Source organism: Pseudomonas sp. PWP3-1b2 (assembly GCF_049896045.1).
GTDB classification, from domain to species: Bacteria; Pseudomonadota; Gammaproteobacteria; order Pseudomonadales; family Pseudomonadaceae; genus Aquipseudomonas; species Aquipseudomonas antarctica_B.
Map to the genome: position 1 here is coordinate 180,502 of NZ_JAFCTN010000005.1, position 15,229 is coordinate 195,730.

Sequence of the window (15,229 nt, forward strand, 5' to 3'; positions counted from 1 at the left end):
GCATCGCGGGCAAGCCCCGCTCCCACAGAAAAGCCGGTTCCCATTTTGAGTTTTGCAAGTCTTTGAGGGATTACCCACAATCCCTGTTGATCCGCCTGTGGATAACCTGTTCGCGCTTGTCCACAGCCCCTGTATATAGCGCCCTGCAGCCCTCTGTACGAAAAATAACCAGGCTAACTGACGGTTTTTCCTCGGGTTTTCCCCTGAATAACTTTTATCAAGGGTACAGACTTGCCCCCAAAGTCTGTTGGCGCTTCTGTGGATAAGATGTTTGCTACTGGCTGCAGCCCATGTAAACAGAGGCTTTGCGTGAGTTGGTTAAAAGGTGATCAATTTGTGTTATTTATCCAATTAAAACCCTGAATGCCCCGGTTTATGCAGGTTTTAGGCGGTTTTCCACAGCACGACCAAAGTTGCCCCCAAAGTCTGTTGGTGCTTCTGTGGATAAGGTGTTCGCGTAGTGCTACAGGGCACGTATACCGTGGCTTTCAAGGTGTTGATCAATAAATGATCAAAGGTGTGCGAAACCCGTCAACTTGAATAAGTCACGGATTTTCTTCATTAATTTTGGAGGGAGGAGCGCACTTGCCCACAATTGCTGTGGGTGGCTCTGTGGATAAGTTGTTGGGTAAAGGCTGGAGGGCTTATCTATAAAGGGCTGCGAGAGAACTGATCAAATCTTGAACAATGTGGAGATCCAAATGTGGGAGCTGGCTTGCCTGCGATGACTGCAGTGAATTCACCGCCGCTATTGCAGGCAAGCCCGCTCCCACAGTGTTGAACTGTGGTGTGTCAGTTATTCATGCACAGCCACGCCCTTGAGATAAGGCGCAGGCGCCGCGCCCAGATTACTCAGCAAGCGCTCGCTGTACCAATCCACAAAGTTCACCACGCCAAACTCATAGGTTTTGGAATACGGCCCAGGCTGGTAAGCCGTGGAGTTGATCCCGCGTTGGTTTTCTTCGGCCAGGCGACGGTCCTGGTCGTTGGTGGCATCCCACACTTTACGCATGCGCTCTACGTCATAGTCCACGCCTTCCACTGCGTCCTTGTGCACGATCCACTTGGTGGTGACCATGGTTTCCTGGGCGCTGATCGGCCACACGGTGAACACAATGATGTGGTCGCCCATGCAGTGGTTCCACGAGTGGGGCAAGTGCAGGATGCGCATCGAGCCCAGGTCCGGGTTTTTGATGCGGCCCATCAGCTTGTTGCAGCCTTGCTTGCCGTCCAGGGTCATCGACACGGTGCCCTTGAGCAGCGGCATGCGCACGATGCGGTTGCGCAGGCCAAAGCTGGCGTGAGCGTAAGGGATTTTTTCGGCATCCCAGGCGGCGGCCGATGCGGCGACGTGGTCCTTGAAGGCCTGGTCGGCGCGCGGGTCGGTGACGTCGTCCCATTCCAGCAGGGTTTTCAACAGTTCCGGGTGCGACGCGTTGCAGTGGTAGCACTCGCGGTTGTTTTCCAGCACCAGCTTCCAGTTGGCTTTTTCAAACAAGGTGGTGGTAATCGCCACCTTGGTGTTCTCCATGTCGTACGGTTCCATGTAATGGCTCAGCGTCGACAGGAAGTCATCAATGGCCGGCGGGTTCTCGGCCAGGCTGACGAAAATGTAGCCGCCGGCGGTTTTCACGTTTACCGGCTTGAGGCCGTATTGCTTCATGTCGAAGTCGGCTCCCATCTCGGTGCCTGCGAACAACAGACGACCGTCCAGCTCGTAGGTCCACTGGTGGTAGTGGCAGACAAGTTTGGCTACCTTGCCCTTGTCGCTGGTGCACAAACGCGAACCACGGTGGCGGCAGACGTTGTGGAAGGCATGCACCACGCCGTCGGCGCCACGGATCACGATGATCGGGTTCTTGCCGATTTGCAGGGTGATGTAATTGCCCTTGGTCGGGATCTCGCAGGTCATGCCGGCGATCAACCACTCTTTCTGGAAAATTTCCTGCATGTCGATATCGAACAGCCGCTCATCAGAGTAGAACGGCTGCGGCAGCGAAAAGGTGCGCTCGCGCTCTTGCAGCATTTGCGCGGTGGCCTTGCGTGCGGGTTCCAGCGGATCGCCCAAGCTTAAGGTTGCGGTGACGTCCATCGTGTGTGTCCTCAGGGCCATTCTGTGTGGCCGGCGAATAGTGGCTACGGTTGTCGCTTTGCAAGGCGTAAAGAAAGCGTCTTTGTTGTGAGCGAGTGTGGGGCCGCCGAACACCAGAACCTTGTCCATTAGCGACATGGCCCACTCTGATCCCGACGCGCAACCCCCGTGATATGGGGGCTGGTCGCGATAAGTATGTGAATGTCGCAGATAGGTAAATGGGCGGTTGCGGCGTTACGCAGAATCGCCACCATAAAGCCGAACATCGGCAGTGGAGAGCAAGCATGTCCAATAATTTCCTGAACCCGGTAACCACCCAGACCTGGGCCAATGGTCGGCACATCGTCCGTTGCGTCAAAGTCATCCAGGAAACCTGGGACGTGCGCACCTTCTGCTTCATGGCCGACCAGCCGATTCTGTTCTTTTTCAAGCCTGGGCAGTTCGTCACTCTGGAGCTGGAAATCGAAGGCCAGCCGATCATGCGCTCCTACACCATCTCCAGCTCGCCGTCGGTGCCGTACAGCTTCTCGGTGACGATCAAGCGTGTGCCGGGCGGCAAGGTGTCCAACTGGTTGCACGACACATTGCATGAAGGGCAGGAATTGGCAGTGCACGGCCCGGTCGGGCTGTTCAACGCCATCGACTTCAGCAACCCGAAAGTGCTGTATTTGAGCGGCGGCGTGGGTATCACGCCGGTCATGTCCATGGCGCGCTGGTACTACGACACCAACGCCAATGTCGACATGACGTTTATCCACAGCGCCCGTTCGCCCAAAGACATCATTTACCACCGCGAGCTGGAGCACATGGCGTCGCGGATCGACAACTTCAGCCTGCACCTGATCTGCGAGAAGCATGGCCTGGGCGAGCCTTGGGCCGGTTATCGCGGTTACCTGAACCACAAGATGCTCGAACTGATGGTGCCCGACTTCCTCGAGCGCGAAGTGTTCTGCTGCGGCCCGACGCCGTACATGAGCGCGGTGAAGCGCATGCTGGAAGCGGCCGGGTTCGACATGACGCGCTACCACGAGGAATCCTTCGGCGCGACGCCGCCGGAAGCGCGTGCCGACGCGGTAGAGCAAGCCGAACAAGCCGCCGATGCACCGGAAATCGATTTGGCGGATCTGCACCAGGTGGAATTCATTGCCTCGGGCAAAAGCATTCGCGTGGCGCCCGGCGAAACCGTGCACGCGGCGGCGGCCAAACTGGGCTTGTTGATTCCGAAAGCCTGCGGCATGGGCATTTGCGGGACGTGCAAGGTGATGAAGCTGGGGGGCGAGGTCGAGATGGAGCACAACGGCGGCATCACCGAGGAAGACGAAGCCGAGGGTTACATCCTGTCGTGCTGCAGCGTGCCGAAGGGCGACGTGCGCATCGAGTTCTAACCCCGAGCTCTTTCAGGGTCTTTGGAAATCTTTCTGATAGGGTGAGCGCTATCCCCGTGGCGAGCGGGCTTGCCCCGCGTTGGGCTGCGCAGCAGCCCCAAACCAGCGGCCGGAGATTGTCTGACTCACCGCATTCTTCCTTTCCAGGGCCGCTGCGCAGCCCAACGCGGGGCAAGCCCGCTCGCCACGGGGTACGTAGCTGACCCACCGCTATCGCAGGCAAGCCAGCTCCCACAGTTGGTTATGGGTAGGGGTTATTGGGCGTAGATGTGAACGACGAAGTGCTGGCCTGATGCTGTCAATTCGTAGACTTTATCGTAAACCCGCAATGTCCTTGAGGGCTCGCGGATGGTGTCACCGACTTTTGCGTACTTCCTGAACTCGTCCCAGTCGATGATGGTGGTGCTGTCAGTGCCTTCGCTTCGCAGGCTGGTGCCGCTGCTCACATATTCCATGGGTGTAGCCTCTTTTGGATTTCCGTTTCCGGCCGAACATTCGGCAGGCAGTTGTTCCCGAAAGGGGGCCGCTGCAGCGGCTTTTTCCTTTCGGGTTCCAAGAGGCTAGTCGATGAAAAGTGAGCTGGAGGCTGTCGGAAACACCAAATAACAGTCTCGGCAATCCGCCATTACTCGTCGTGCTTAAGCGCCCATCACTTCCCGAATATCTGCGGCCAATTCTCTTACACGCTCTTCCTCGGTATCCCACGCACACATGAACCGCGCGCCGCCTTTGCCGATGAAGGTGTAGAAACACCAGCCCTTGGCTGTCAGCGCTTCGATGGCCGCTTCCGAGAGTTGCAGGAACACGCCGTTGGCCTGTACCGGGAACATCAGTTCCACGCCGGGAATGTCCGCTACCAGGCTGCTCAATAGTTGCGCGCAGCGGTTGGCGTGGCGGGCGTGTTTGAGCCAGGCATCGTTTTCCAGCAAGCCTACCCACGGGGCAGACAGGAAGCGCATTTTCGACGCCAGCTGGCCTGCCTGTTTGCAGCGGTAATCGAAGTCTTCGGCCAGCTTGTGGTTGAAGAACAAAATCGCTTCGCCCACGGCCATGCCGTTTTTGGTGCCGCCAAAGCACAGCACGTCCACGCCGGCTTTCCAGGTCAGGTCGGCCGGCGAGCAACCAAGGAACGCGCAGGCGTTGGAGAAGCGCGCGCCGTCCATGTGCAGGTTCAGGCCCAGTTCCTTGCAGGTGGCGCTGATGGCGCGGATTTCTTCCGGGGTGTACACGCTGCCGACTTCCGTGGCCTGGGTCAGGGTGACCACGCGCGGTTTCGGGTAATGGATATCCTGACGCTTGAGGGCGATCTCGCGGATCGATTCCGGGGTCAGCTTGCCGTTTTCGGTGCGCGCCACAAGCAGCTTGGAACCGTTGGAGAAAAACTCCGGCGCGCCACATTCGTCGGTCTCGACGTGGGCGGTTTCCGAGCAAATCACGCTATGGTAGCTCTGGCACAAAGACGACAGCGCCAGTGAGTTGGCGGCGGTGCCGTTGAAGGCGAAGAACACTTCACAGTCGGTTTCGAACAGGTTGCGGAAACCGTCGGCGGCGCGGTGGGTCCATTCATCATCGCCATAGGCGCGTTGATGGCCCTGGTTGGCTTGTTCCATGGCGGCCCAGGCTTCCGGGCAAATGCCGGAATAGTTGTCACTGGCGAATTGTTGGCTCTTGTCGGTCATGGCCCATTCCTGTGGTCGATGTTGGTGCGCACTGTAACCAAGATCGTTGGGGGTGCGCACGCACTGTAAATGCAAAGTCACTGGGGAATTATGCACGGTACTCAAACCTTGCCTGTCGGACGCGTCCGCGATGGCGCTCTGGATTTGCTCAAGTGGCTGGCGCTGCTGAGCATGGTGCTCGATCACCTGCGTTATGTCGGTTTAAGCCTTGATGGCCTGTACGTACCGGGTCGCCTGGCGTTCCCGTGGTTTTGCCTGGCGATTGCGGCCAATCTGTACCGGGCCCGAAACGCCCCGGTCACCGGCCAGTGGCGATATCTGGGCTGGCTGCTGCTGTTCAGCGTAATCAGCGAAGTGCCGTATGGGATGTTTATCGAGGATGCCGATACGTTGAATGTGCTCCCGACTTTAGCGTTGGGCCTGCTGGTTGCCAGAGGATGGCAGCAGAAGGCGCTTTTTGAACGAGGATTGGCGCTGATTGCCGTCGCGGTAGCGGCGGTGTTTTCTACCCAACTGATGTTCGGTTTTTTCGGTGTGTTATTGCCGCTGGCGATGCTGCTGGTGTTTCGTCGACCGTGGTATTTCAGCGTGTTGCCAGGTTTGGTGTGTCTGGCCGCCAACCAGTGGCAGATTCTGCTGAATAGCGGCACGCCTGTGGCGCTGATGGGGTTGGTCACATGCCTGATTGCGCCGTTGGCGGGTCTGGTCTTGTTGCGACATGCCAGGAATGTCGCGCCACCGGCCATGCGCCGCTGGGCCTATGCGCTCTATCCCCTGCATTTCCTGCTGCTGCTACTCGTCCGCCAAATCATCGCCTAATCCTTGTGGGAGCTGGCTTGTGTGGGAGCTGGCTTGCCTGCGATGGCATCACCGCGGTTTTGCTGACAGACCGAGGTGTCTGCATCGCAGGCAAGCCAGCTCCCACACAAGCCCATTCCCACATTTGTTTCGGTGTTGTTCGCGCCATGTCGTAAACGCACCTTTGCGTGGCGTGCGTAGGCATTTGACCTGCCAGCGCCAGCCCTACCATCGCATCAAAGGGCCCTGCACGGGCCTTAACAATACGAAAGGCTGGGAGAGACGCGATGTTCAGCAAAAAAGACCAGATCCAGGGATATGACGACGCATTGCTCGCGGCCATGAATGCCGAAGAGCAGCGTCAGGAAGACCATATCGAGCTGATCGCGTCGGAGAACTACACCAGCAAACGTGTGATGCAAGCGCAGGGCAGTGGCCTCACCAACAAATACGCCGAAGGCTATCCGGGCAAGCGCTACTACGGTGGCTGCGAGCATGTGGACAAGGTTGAAGTGCTGGCCATCGAGCGCGCCAAGCAACTGTTCGGCGCCGATTACGCCAACGTGCAGCCGCACTCCGGCTCGTCCGCCAACAGCGCGGTGTACCTGGCCCTGCTGAATGCGGGCGACACCATCCTCGGCATGAGCCTGGCCCACGGCGGTCACCTGACCCACGGCGCCAAAGTGTCGTCCTCGGGCAAGCTGTACAACGCGGTGCAATACGGCATCAACACCGACACCGGTTTGATCGACTACGACGAAGTCGAGCGCCTGGCGGTCGAGCACAAGCCGAAGATGGTGGTGGCCGGTTTCTCTGCCTACTCCAAAACTTTGGATTTCCCACGCTTTCGCGCCATCGCCGACAAGGTCGGCGCACTGCTGTTCGTCGACATGGCCCACGTCGCCGGCCTGGTCGCCGCTGGCCTGTACCCGAACCCGCTGCCGTACGCCGACGTGGTCACCACCACCACCCACAAGACCCTGCGCGGTCCGCGTGGCGGCCTGATTTTGGCCCGTGCCAACGAAGAAATTGAAAAGAAACTCAACTCTGCCGTGTTCCCGGGCGCCCAGGGCGGCCCGCTGATGCACGTCATCGCCGGCAAGGCGGTGTGCTTCAAGGAAGCCCAGGAGCCTGGCTTCAAGGCCTATCAACAGCAAGTGATTCATAACGCCCAGGCCATGGCCGAGGTGTTTATCAAGCGCGGGTATGACGTGGTGTCCGGCGGCACCGACAACCACCTGTTCCTAGTCAGCCTGATCCGTCAGGGCCTCACCGGCAAAGAGGCGGACGCCGCACTGGGCCGCGCCCATATCACCGTCAACAAGAACGCCGTGCCGAATGACCCGCAGTCGCCGTTCGTGACCTCGGGCCTGCGCATCGGTACCCCGGCGGTGACCACGCGTGGTTTCAAAGTGGGGCAGTGCATCGAACTGGCCGGCTGGATCTGCGACATCCTCGACAACCTCGGCGACGCTGATGTCGAGGCCAACGTGGCCAAGCACGTGTCTGCCCTGTGCGCTGATTTCCCGGTTTATCGCTGAGCGCGGTTTTGGAGTAATGACTATGCAACGCTACTCAGGCTTCGGCCTCTTCAAGCACTCACTCAGCCACCACGAAAACTGGCAGAAAATGTGGCGCACGCCCACACCTAAAAAGGTCTACGACGTGGTGATCGTCGGCGGCGGCGGGCATGGTCTGGCGACCGCCTACTACCTGGCAAAAGAGCACGGCATCACCAACGTGGCCGTGGTCGAGAAAGGCTGGCTGGGCGGCGGTAACACCGCACGCAACACCACCATCGTGCGTTCCAACTACCTGTGGGACGAATCGGCGCATCTCTACGAACACGCGATGAAGCTCTGGGAAGGCCTGTCCCAGGACCTGAACTACAACGTGATGTTCTCCCAGCGCGGCGTCTACAACCTGTGCCACACCCTGCAAGACATCCGAGATTCCGAGCGCCGCGTCAGCGCCAACCGCCTCAACGGCGTGGACGGTGAACTGCTCAATGCCAAACAAGTGGCCGACGAGATCCCTTACCTCGACTGCTCGAAAAACACCCGCTACCCGGTACTCGGCGCCACCGTGCAACGGCGCGGCGGCGTGGCGCGTCACGATGCCGTGGCCTGGGGCTTTGCCCGCGCCGCTGACGCACTGGGCGTGGACCTGATCCAGCAGACCGAAGTGATCGGCTTTCGCAAGGAAAACGGCGTGTGCATCGGTGTGGAAACCAACAAGGGCTTTATCGGTGCCAAGCGCGTCGGCGTGGTCACCGCCGGTAACTCCGGCCACATGGCTTCGCTGGCGGGCTTTCGCCTGCCGATCGAATCCCACCCGCTGCAAGCGCTGGTGTCGGAGCCGATCAAGCCAATTATCGACAGCGTGATCATGTCCAACGCCGTGCACGGTTACATCAGCCAGTCCGACAAGGGCGACCTGGTGATCGGCGCCGGTATCGACGGCTACAACGGTTATGGCCAGCGTGGTTCGTACCCGGTGATCGAGCACACCATCCAGGCCATCGTCGAGATGTTCCCGGTGCTGTCGCGCGTGCGCATGAACCGGCAGTGGGGCGGCATCGTCGACACCACGCCGGATGCGTGCCCGATCATCTCCAAGACCCCGGTACCGAACATGTTCTTCAACTGCGGTTGGGGCACCGGTGGCTTCAAGGCCACCCCAGGCTCAGGTAACGTGTTTGCCGCGAGCCTCGCCAAGGGTGAAATGCACCCGTTGGCGGCACCTTTCTCCATCGACCGTTTCCACAACGGTGCGCTCATCGACGAACACGGCGCTGCGGCCGTCGCCCACTAACAGGAGAAATTCCCTATGTTGCATATCTTCTGTCCTCACTGTGGCGAACTGCGCTCCGAAGAGGAATTCCACGCGTCCGGCCAAGCGCACATCCCGCGCCCGCTGGACCCGAATGCCTGCACCGATGCGGAGTGGGGCGACTACATGTTCTTCCGCGATAACCCGCGTGGCCTGCACCACGAACTGTGGATTCACGCCGCCGGTTGCCGCCAGTATTTCAACGCCACCCGCGACACCCTGACCTACGAAATTCTTGAAACCTACAAGATCGGCGAGAAGCCGCAATTCACCGCCAAGGCCTCTGGAGAGAAGGTATGAGCCAGATCAATCGCCTGTCCAACGGTGGCCGCATCGACCGCAATAAAGTCCTCACGTTTACCTTCAACGGCCAGAGCTACAAAGGCTTTGAGGGCGATACTTTGGCCGCAGCGCTGCTGGCCAATGGCGTCGACATCATCGGCCGCAGCTTCAAGTATTCGCGCCCGCGCGGCATCTTTGCCGCCGGCGCCGAAGAGCCCAATGCGGTGTTGCAGATCGGTGCCACCGAAGCCACACAAATTCCGAACGTGCGCGCCACGCAACAGGCGCTGTACCAGGGCCTCGTCGCCACCAGCACCAACGGCTGGCCGAACGTCAACAATGACGTGATGGGCATTCTCGGCAAGGTCGGCGGCAAGCTGATGCCGCCGGGTTTCTACTACAAAACCTTCATGTACCCGCAATCGTTCTGGATGACGTACGAGAAGTACATCCGTAAGGCTGCCGGCCTTGGCCGCTCGCCAACCGAGAACGACCCGGACACCTACGACAACTTCAACCGCCACTGCGACGTGCTGGTGGTCGGCGCAGGCCCTGCTGGCCTGGCCGCTGCACTGGCTGCCGCGCGCAGCGGTGCCCGCGTGATCATCGCTGACGAGCAGGAAGAGTTCGGCGGCTCGCTGCTGGACTCGCGCGAGAGCCTCGACGGCAAGCCCGCCACCGAATGGGTGGCAGGCGTGATCGCCGAACTCAAAGCCCTGCCGGACGTGGTGCTGCTGCCCCGCGCCACCGTCAACGGCTACCACGACCATAACTTCCTGACCATTCACGAACGCCTCACCGACCACCTTGGCGACCGCGCGCCGATAGGCGTGGTGCGTCAGCGTATTCACCGTGTGCGGGCCAAGCGCGTGGTGCTGGCGACCGGTGCGTGCGAGCGTCCGCTGGTGTACGGCAACAACGATGTGCCGGGCAACATGCTCGCCGGTGCGGTCTCGACTTACGTGCGCCGCTACGGCGTGGCACCGGGTAAAAAACTGGTGCTGTCGACCAACAACGACCACGCCTACCGCGTGGCGCTGGACTGGTTCGATGCGGGCCTGAATGTGGTGGCCGTGGCCGATGCCCGTCACAACCCACGGGGCGCATTGGTGGAGGAAGCCCGTGCCAAGGGTATTCGCATCCTCACCGGCAGCGCCGTGATCGAAGCCCGTGGCAGCAAGCACGTGACCGCTGCCCGCGTGGCCGCGATTGATGTGAAAGCACACAAAGTCACCAGCCCCGGCGAGTGGCTGGAGTGCGACCTGGTCGCCAGCTCCGGCGGCTACAGCCCGGTGGTTCACCTGGCTTCGCACTTGGGCGGCAAGCCGACCTGGCGTGAAGACATCCTCGGTTTTGTACCGGGCGAAGCCCCGCAAAAACGCGTGTGCGTTGGCGGCATCAACGGCGTCTATGGCCTTGGCGATTCCCTGGCGGATGGGTTTGAAGGTGGCGTGCGCGCCGCCAGCGAAGCCGGGTTTGCCCCGGTGGAAGGCACGCTGCCAAAAGCCTTGAGCCGTCTGGAAGAACCGACCCTGGCGCTGTTCCAGGTGCCCCACGAAAAAGCCACGGCACGGGCGCCGAAGCAATTTGTCGACCTGCAAAACGACGTGACCGCCGCCGCCATCGAACTGGCGACCCGCGAAGGGTTTGAGTCGGTCGAACACGTCAAACGCTACACTGCGTTGGGTTTTGGCACTGATCAGGGCAAGCTGGGTAACGTCAACGGCCTGGCGATTGCCGCGCGTTCGCTGAACGTGACCATCCCGCAGATGGGCACCACCATGTTCCGCCCGAACTACACACCAGTGACCTTCGGCGCCGTCGCGGGCCGTCACTGCGGGCACATTTTCGAACCGGTGCGCTACACCGCGCTGCAAGCCTGGCACGTTAAAAACGGCGCCGAGTTTGAAGACGTCGGCCAGTGGAAACGCCCGTGGTACTTCCCGCGCAAGGGTGAAGACCTGCACGCTGCGGTGAAACGCGAATGCCTGGCCGTGCGCGACAGCGTCGGCCTGCTAGATGCGTCCACCCTCGGCAAGATCGACATTCAAGGCCCGGACGCCCGTGAGTTCCTCAACCGCATCTACAGCAACGCCTGGACCAAGCTCGACGTGGGCAAGGCGCGCTACGGCCTGATGTGCAAGGAAGACGGCATGGTCTTCGACGACGGCGTGACCGCCTGCCTCGCCGACAACCACTTCCTGATGACCACCACCACTGGCGGCGCCGCTCGCGTGCTGCAGTGGCTGGAAATCTACCAACAGACCGAGTGGCCAGACCTCAAGGTGTACTTCACCTCGGTCACCGACCACTGGGCGACCATGACCTTGTCCGGCCCCAACAGCCGCAAGCTGCTGGCGGAAGTCACCGACATCGACCTGGACAAGGACGGCTTCCCGTTCATGACCTGGAAAGAAGGCCTGGTCGGCGGCGTACCGGCGCGGGTGTTCCGTATCTCGTTTACCGGTGAGCTGTCGTACGAAGTCAACGTGCAGGCCGACTACGCCATGGGCGTGTTGGAGCAGATCGTCGAAGCCGGCAAAAAATACAACCTGACCCCGTACGGCACCGAAACCATGCACGTACTGCGGGCCGAGAAGGGCTTCATCATCGTCGGGCAAGACACCGACGGCTCGATGACCCCGGACGATTTGAACATGGGTTGGTGCGTGGGCCGGACCAAACCGTTCTCGTGGATCGGCTGGCGCGGCATGAACCGTGAAGACTGCGTGCGCGAAGAGCGTAAGCAGCTGGTCGGGCTCAAACCGATTGATCCGACCGTGTGGTTGCCGGAAGGCGCGCAGTTGGTGCTGGACCCGAAGCAGTCGATTCCGATGAAGATGGTCGGCCACGTCACCTCAAGCTATGCCCACAACTCTCTCGGTTATTCGTTCGCGATGGCGGTGGTGAAGGGCGGCTTGAAGCGCATCGGCGAGCGGGTGTTTTCGCCCCAGGCCGATGGCAGCGTGATCGAGGCGGAAATTGTGTCTTCGGTGTTCTTTGATCCGAAAGGCGAACGCCAGAATATCTGACAGACCGAGTCGCCTGCATCGCAGGCAAGCCAGCTCCCACATGTGGAATGCGTTTCCCTGTGGGAGCCGGGCTTGCCCGCGATGAGGCCAGAACAGTCACCACAGCATTCAGAACAGGTGCTTTATGACAGCAGCCAATGTGTACCAACAACGCCCAACCACCGGGGCCAAGGCCGAGTCGTCGCTGCACCATGCCGACCTCGCCAGCCTGGTCGGCAAGGGCCGCAAGAACGCCGGCGTGACCGTGCGTGAAAAGAAACTCCTCGGCCACCTGACCATTCGTGGCGACGGCCATGACGCCGCCTTTGCAGCAGGCGTGCACAAAGCCCTGGACATCGAGCTGCCCGGCGCATTACAAGTCATCGTCAAAGGCGAAACCAGCCTGCAATGGCTCGGGCCGGATGAGTGGCTGCTGATCGTGCCCAGCGGTGAAGAATTCGCCGCCGAACAAAACCTGCGTGCGGCCCTGGGTGAGTTGCACATCCAGATCGTCAACGTCAGCGGCGGCCAGCAGATCCTCGAACTCCGCGGCCCGAATGTGCGCGACGTGCTGATGAAATCCACCAGCTACGACGTGCACCCCAGCAACTTCCCGGTGGGCAAGGCGGTGGGCACAGTGTTCGCCAAGTCGCAGCTGGTGATTCGTCACACAGCCGAAGACACCTGGGAGCTGGTGATTCGTCGCAGCTTCTCGGATTACTGGTGGTTGTGGTTGCAGGACGCCTCGGCTGAATTCGGCCTGAGTGTCCAGGCCTGATAAAGCCGGCGCATTTTTTTTGAAATAATTGAATGGCAGGTGTTGGGGCTGCTTTGCAGCCCAACGGGGGACAAGCCCCCTCGCCACAAGGGCCTGAGGATTTCTGTATGAGCCGCGCACCTGATACATGGATTTTGACTGCCGACTGCCCCAGCGTGCTCGGCACGGTGGACGCGGTGACCCGCTACCTGTTCGAACAGGGTTGCTACGTTACCGAGCACCATTCGTTCGATGACCGGCTTTCGGGCCGGTTTTTTATTCGCGTGGAATTTCGCCAGCCCGATGGGTTTGACGAGCAGGGTTTCCGCGATGGCCTGGCCTCTCGCGGCGAAGCCTTTGGCATGATCTTCGAGCTGACGGCGCCGAACTACCGGCCAAAAGTGGTGATCATGGTCTCCAAGGCCGATCACTGCCTGAACGACTTGCTGTACCGCCAGCGCATCGGCCAGCTGTCGATGGACGTGGTCGCGGTGGTGTCCAATCACCCCGATCTCAAACCTCTGGCCGACTGGCACCAGATTCCCTACTACCATTTCCCCCTCGACCCTAACGACAAACCGTCCCAGGAGCGTCAAGTGTGGCAAGTGGTGGAAGACACCGGCGCCGAATTGGTGATCCTTGCGCGCTACATGCAAGTGCTGTCGCCGGAGCTGTGCCGCAAGCTGGATGGCAAGGCGATCAATATCCATCACTCGTTGTTGCCGGGGTTCAAGGGCGCCAAGCCGTATCACCAGGCGTACAACAAGGGGGTGAAGTTGGTCGGCGCCACGGCGCATTACATCAACAACGATTTGGACGAAGGCCCGATCATTGCGCAGGGTGTGGAGGTGGTGGATCACAGCCACTATCCCGAGGACTTGATTGCCAAGGGGCGGGATATTGAAGGGCTGACGTTGGCGCGGGCGGTGGGGTACCACATTGAGCGGCGGGTGTTTTTGAATGCCAATCGCACCGTGGTGCTCTGACGGACGCTATCGCAGGCAAGCCAGCTCCCACATTTGAAAGTATTCACACATCAAAATGTGGGAGCTGGCTTGCCTGCGATGAGGCCCTCAGCAACAACACAAGAAACAGCATCTGTACCCGAGCACTTTAACGCGCTGCCTGCCTGGGCAACGCGGTTCCATAAAAACAACAGCGAGGTGAAAGCATGTCTGGTAATCGTGGTGTCGTGTATCTCGGCAACGGCCAAGTCGAAGTACAGAAAATCGACTATCCCAAAATGCAGGACCCCCGTGGCAGGAAGATTGAACACGGCGTCATCCTGCGCGTGGTCTCCACCAACATCTGCGGCTCCGACCAACACATGGTGCGCGGCCGCACCACCGCCCAGACCGGCCTGGTGCTCGGTCACGAAATCACTGGCGAAGTGATTGAAATGGGCAGCGGCGTCGAAAACCTGAAAATCGGCGACCTGGTGTCGGTACCGTTCAACGTCGCCTGCGGCCTGTGCCGCTCCTGCAAGGAACAACACACCGGCGTGTGCCTGAGCGTAAACCCGGCCCGTCCGGGCGGTGCTTACGGCTACGTCGATATGGGCGACTGGACCGGCGGCCAAGCCGAATACGTGCTGGTGCCCTACGCCGACTTCAACCTGCTCAAGTTGCCGGACCGCGACAAGGCCATGGAGAAAATCCGCGACCTGACCTGCCTCTCCGACATCCTGCCCACCGGCTACCACGGCGCCGTTACCGCGGGCGTTGGCCCCGGCAGTACGGTCTACATCGCCGGTGCCGGCCCTGTCGGCCTGGCCGCTGCCGCCTCTGCACGCCTGCTTGGCGCGGCGGTGGTGATCATCGGCGACGTCAACCCGATCCGCCTGGCTCACGCCAAGGCGCAAGGGTTTGAAATCGCCGACCTGTCCACAGACACACCGCTGCACGAACAAATCGCCGCACTGCTGGGCGAGCCGGAAGTGGATTGCGCGGTGGATGCGGTGGGCTTCGAAGCCCGTGGCCACGGCCATGAAGGCGTCAAAGCCGAAGCCCCGGCCACCGTGCTCAACTCGCTGATGGGCGTGGTGCGTGTGGCGGGCAAGATCGGTATCCCGGGCCTCTACGTCACAGAAGACCCAGGTGCTGTGGACGCCGCCGCAAAAATGGGCAGCCTGAGCATTCGCTTTGGTCTGGGCTGGGCTAAATCCCACAGCTTCCACACCGGGCAAACGCCGGTGATGAAGTACAACCGCCAACTGATGCAGGCGATCATGTGGGACCGCATCAACATTGCCGACATCGTCGGTGTGCAGGTCATCAGCCTGGATGACGCGCCGCGTGGGTATGGCGAGTTCGATGCGGGCGTGCCGAAGAAGTTTGTGATCGACCCGCATAAGTTGTTCAGTGCGGCGTAAAGCGTTGGGCAAATAAAAGGGC

The 15,229-nt window shown here is 60.4% G+C and carries 12 protein-coding genes; 9 read left to right on the forward strand and 3 right to left on the reverse strand.

Annotated elements, in window-relative coordinates; all coding sequences use genetic code 11:
- Nucleotides 1–796: 796 nt before the first annotated feature.
- Nucleotides 797–2,092: a glycine-betaine demethylase subunit GbcA gene (gene gbcA / locus ACP7A2_RS05550; protein WP_375066552.1), complete on the reverse strand. Its 1,296-nt coding sequence runs from the start codon at nt 2,090–2,092 to the stop codon at nt 797–799.
- Between the two features lie 284 nt (nt 2,093–2,376).
- Here gbcA and gbcB point away from each other — a divergent pair, with 284 nt between their 5' ends.
- Nucleotides 2,377–3,477: a glycine-betaine demethylase subunit GbcB gene (gene gbcB, locus ACP7A2_RS05555; RefSeq protein WP_375066553.1), complete on the forward strand. Its 1,101-nt coding sequence runs from the start codon at nt 2,377–2,379 to the stop codon at nt 3,475–3,477.
- A gap of 254 nt (nt 3,478–3,731) precedes the next feature.
- Here the strand turns inward: gbcB and ACP7A2_RS05560 are convergent, their stop codons facing one another.
- Together ACP7A2_RS05560 and ACP7A2_RS05565 are read right to left on the reverse strand one after the other, a co-directional pair.
- The gene (locus ACP7A2_RS05560) at nt 3,732–3,932 is read right to left on the reverse strand and encodes a hypothetical protein (RefSeq protein ID WP_375066554.1); all 201 of its coding nucleotides are present in this window, start codon (nt 3,930–3,932) and stop codon (nt 3,732–3,734) included.
- Between the two features lie 183 nt (nt 3,933–4,115).
- On the reverse strand, nt 4,116–5,156 hold the full coding sequence (locus ACP7A2_RS05565) for a low specificity L-threonine aldolase (protein WP_426133415.1): 1,041 nt from the start codon (nt 5,154–5,156) through the stop codon (nt 4,116–4,118).
- Nucleotides 5,157–5,246: 90 nt separating this feature from the next.
- On the opposite strand from ACP7A2_RS05565, the gene ACP7A2_RS05570 reads away from it, so the two are divergent.
- The 8 genes from ACP7A2_RS05570 (at nt 5,247) to fdhA (ending at nt 15,207) form a co-directional block, all read left to right on the forward strand.
- On the forward strand, nt 5,247–5,975 hold the full coding sequence (locus ACP7A2_RS05570; protein ID WP_426133416.1) for a TraX family protein: 729 nt from the start codon (nt 5,247–5,249) through the stop codon (nt 5,973–5,975).
- A gap of 266 nt (nt 5,976–6,241) precedes the next feature.
- A complete protein-coding gene (gene glyA, locus ACP7A2_RS05575) occupies nt 6,242–7,495 on the forward strand; it encodes a serine hydroxymethyltransferase (protein WP_375066557.1) in 1,254 nt (417 codons plus the stop codon).
- Between the two features lie 22 nt (nt 7,496–7,517).
- The gene (locus ACP7A2_RS05580) at nt 7,518–8,768 is read left to right on the forward strand and encodes a sarcosine oxidase subunit beta (RefSeq protein ID WP_010207084.1); all 1,251 of its coding nucleotides are present in this window, start codon (nt 7,518–7,520) and stop codon (nt 8,766–8,768) included.
- A 15-nt stretch (nt 8,769–8,783) separates the two neighbouring features.
- On the forward strand, nt 8,784–9,086 hold the full coding sequence (locus ACP7A2_RS05585) for a sarcosine oxidase subunit delta (RefSeq protein ID WP_426133417.1): 303 nt from the start codon (nt 8,784–8,786) through the stop codon (nt 9,084–9,086).
- The gene (locus tag ACP7A2_RS05590; protein ID WP_426133418.1) at nt 9,083–12,100 is read left to right on the forward strand and encodes a sarcosine oxidase subunit alpha; all 3,018 of its coding nucleotides are present in this window, start codon (nt 9,083–9,085) and stop codon (nt 12,098–12,100) included. Before ACP7A2_RS05585 ends, ACP7A2_RS05590 begins: the two co-directional genes overlap by 4 nt.
- 124 nt (nt 12,101–12,224) lie before the next feature.
- Nucleotides 12,225–12,857, forward strand: a complete 633-nt coding sequence (locus ACP7A2_RS05595) for a sarcosine oxidase subunit gamma (RefSeq protein WP_426133419.1) — start codon at nt 12,225–12,227, stop codon at nt 12,855–12,857.
- 107 nt (nt 12,858–12,964) lie between these two features.
- Nucleotides 12,965–13,822, forward strand: coding sequence for a formyltetrahydrofolate deformylase (gene purU / locus ACP7A2_RS05600; protein ID WP_049711205.1), 858 nt, complete (start codon nt 12,965–12,967; stop codon nt 13,820–13,822).
- A 185-nt stretch (nt 13,823–14,007) separates the two neighbouring features.
- Nucleotides 14,008–15,207, forward strand: a complete 1,200-nt coding sequence (fdhA, locus tag ACP7A2_RS05605) for a formaldehyde dehydrogenase, glutathione-independent (protein ID WP_078739470.1) — start codon at nt 14,008–14,010, stop codon at nt 15,205–15,207.
- Nucleotides 15,208–15,229: the final 22 nt, after the last annotated feature.

Coding starts and splice junctions, on each gene's coding strand:
- gbcA (WP_375066552.1), bottom strand. CDS start 2,092: ATGGACGTCACCGCAACCTTAAGCTTGGGCGATCCGCTGGAACCCGCA.
- gbcB (WP_375066553.1), top strand. CDS start 2,377: ATGTCCAATAATTTCCTGAACCCGGTAACCACCCAGACCTGGGCCAAT.
- ACP7A2_RS05560 (WP_375066554.1), bottom strand. CDS start 3,932: ATGGAATATGTGAGCAGCGGCACCAGCCTGCGAAGCGAAGGCACTGAC.
- ACP7A2_RS05565 (WP_426133415.1), bottom strand. CDS start 5,156: ATGACCGACAAGAGCCAACAATTCGCCAGTGACAACTATTCCGGCATT.
- ACP7A2_RS05570 (WP_426133416.1), top strand. CDS start 5,247: ATGCACGGTACTCAAACCTTGCCTGTCGGACGCGTCCGCGATGGCGCT.
- glyA (WP_375066557.1), top strand. CDS start 6,242: ATGTTCAGCAAAAAAGACCAGATCCAGGGATATGACGACGCATTGCTC.
- ACP7A2_RS05580 (WP_010207084.1), top strand. CDS start 7,518: ATGCAACGCTACTCAGGCTTCGGCCTCTTCAAGCACTCACTCAGCCAC.
- ACP7A2_RS05585 (WP_426133417.1), top strand. CDS start 8,784: ATGTTGCATATCTTCTGTCCTCACTGTGGCGAACTGCGCTCCGAAGAG.
- ACP7A2_RS05590 (WP_426133418.1), top strand. CDS start 9,083: ATGAGCCAGATCAATCGCCTGTCCAACGGTGGCCGCATCGACCGCAAT.
- ACP7A2_RS05595 (WP_426133419.1), top strand. CDS start 12,225: ATGACAGCAGCCAATGTGTACCAACAACGCCCAACCACCGGGGCCAAG.
- purU (WP_049711205.1), top strand. CDS start 12,965: ATGAGCCGCGCACCTGATACATGGATTTTGACTGCCGACTGCCCCAGC.
- fdhA (WP_078739470.1), top strand. CDS start 14,008: ATGTCTGGTAATCGTGGTGTCGTGTATCTCGGCAACGGCCAAGTCGAA.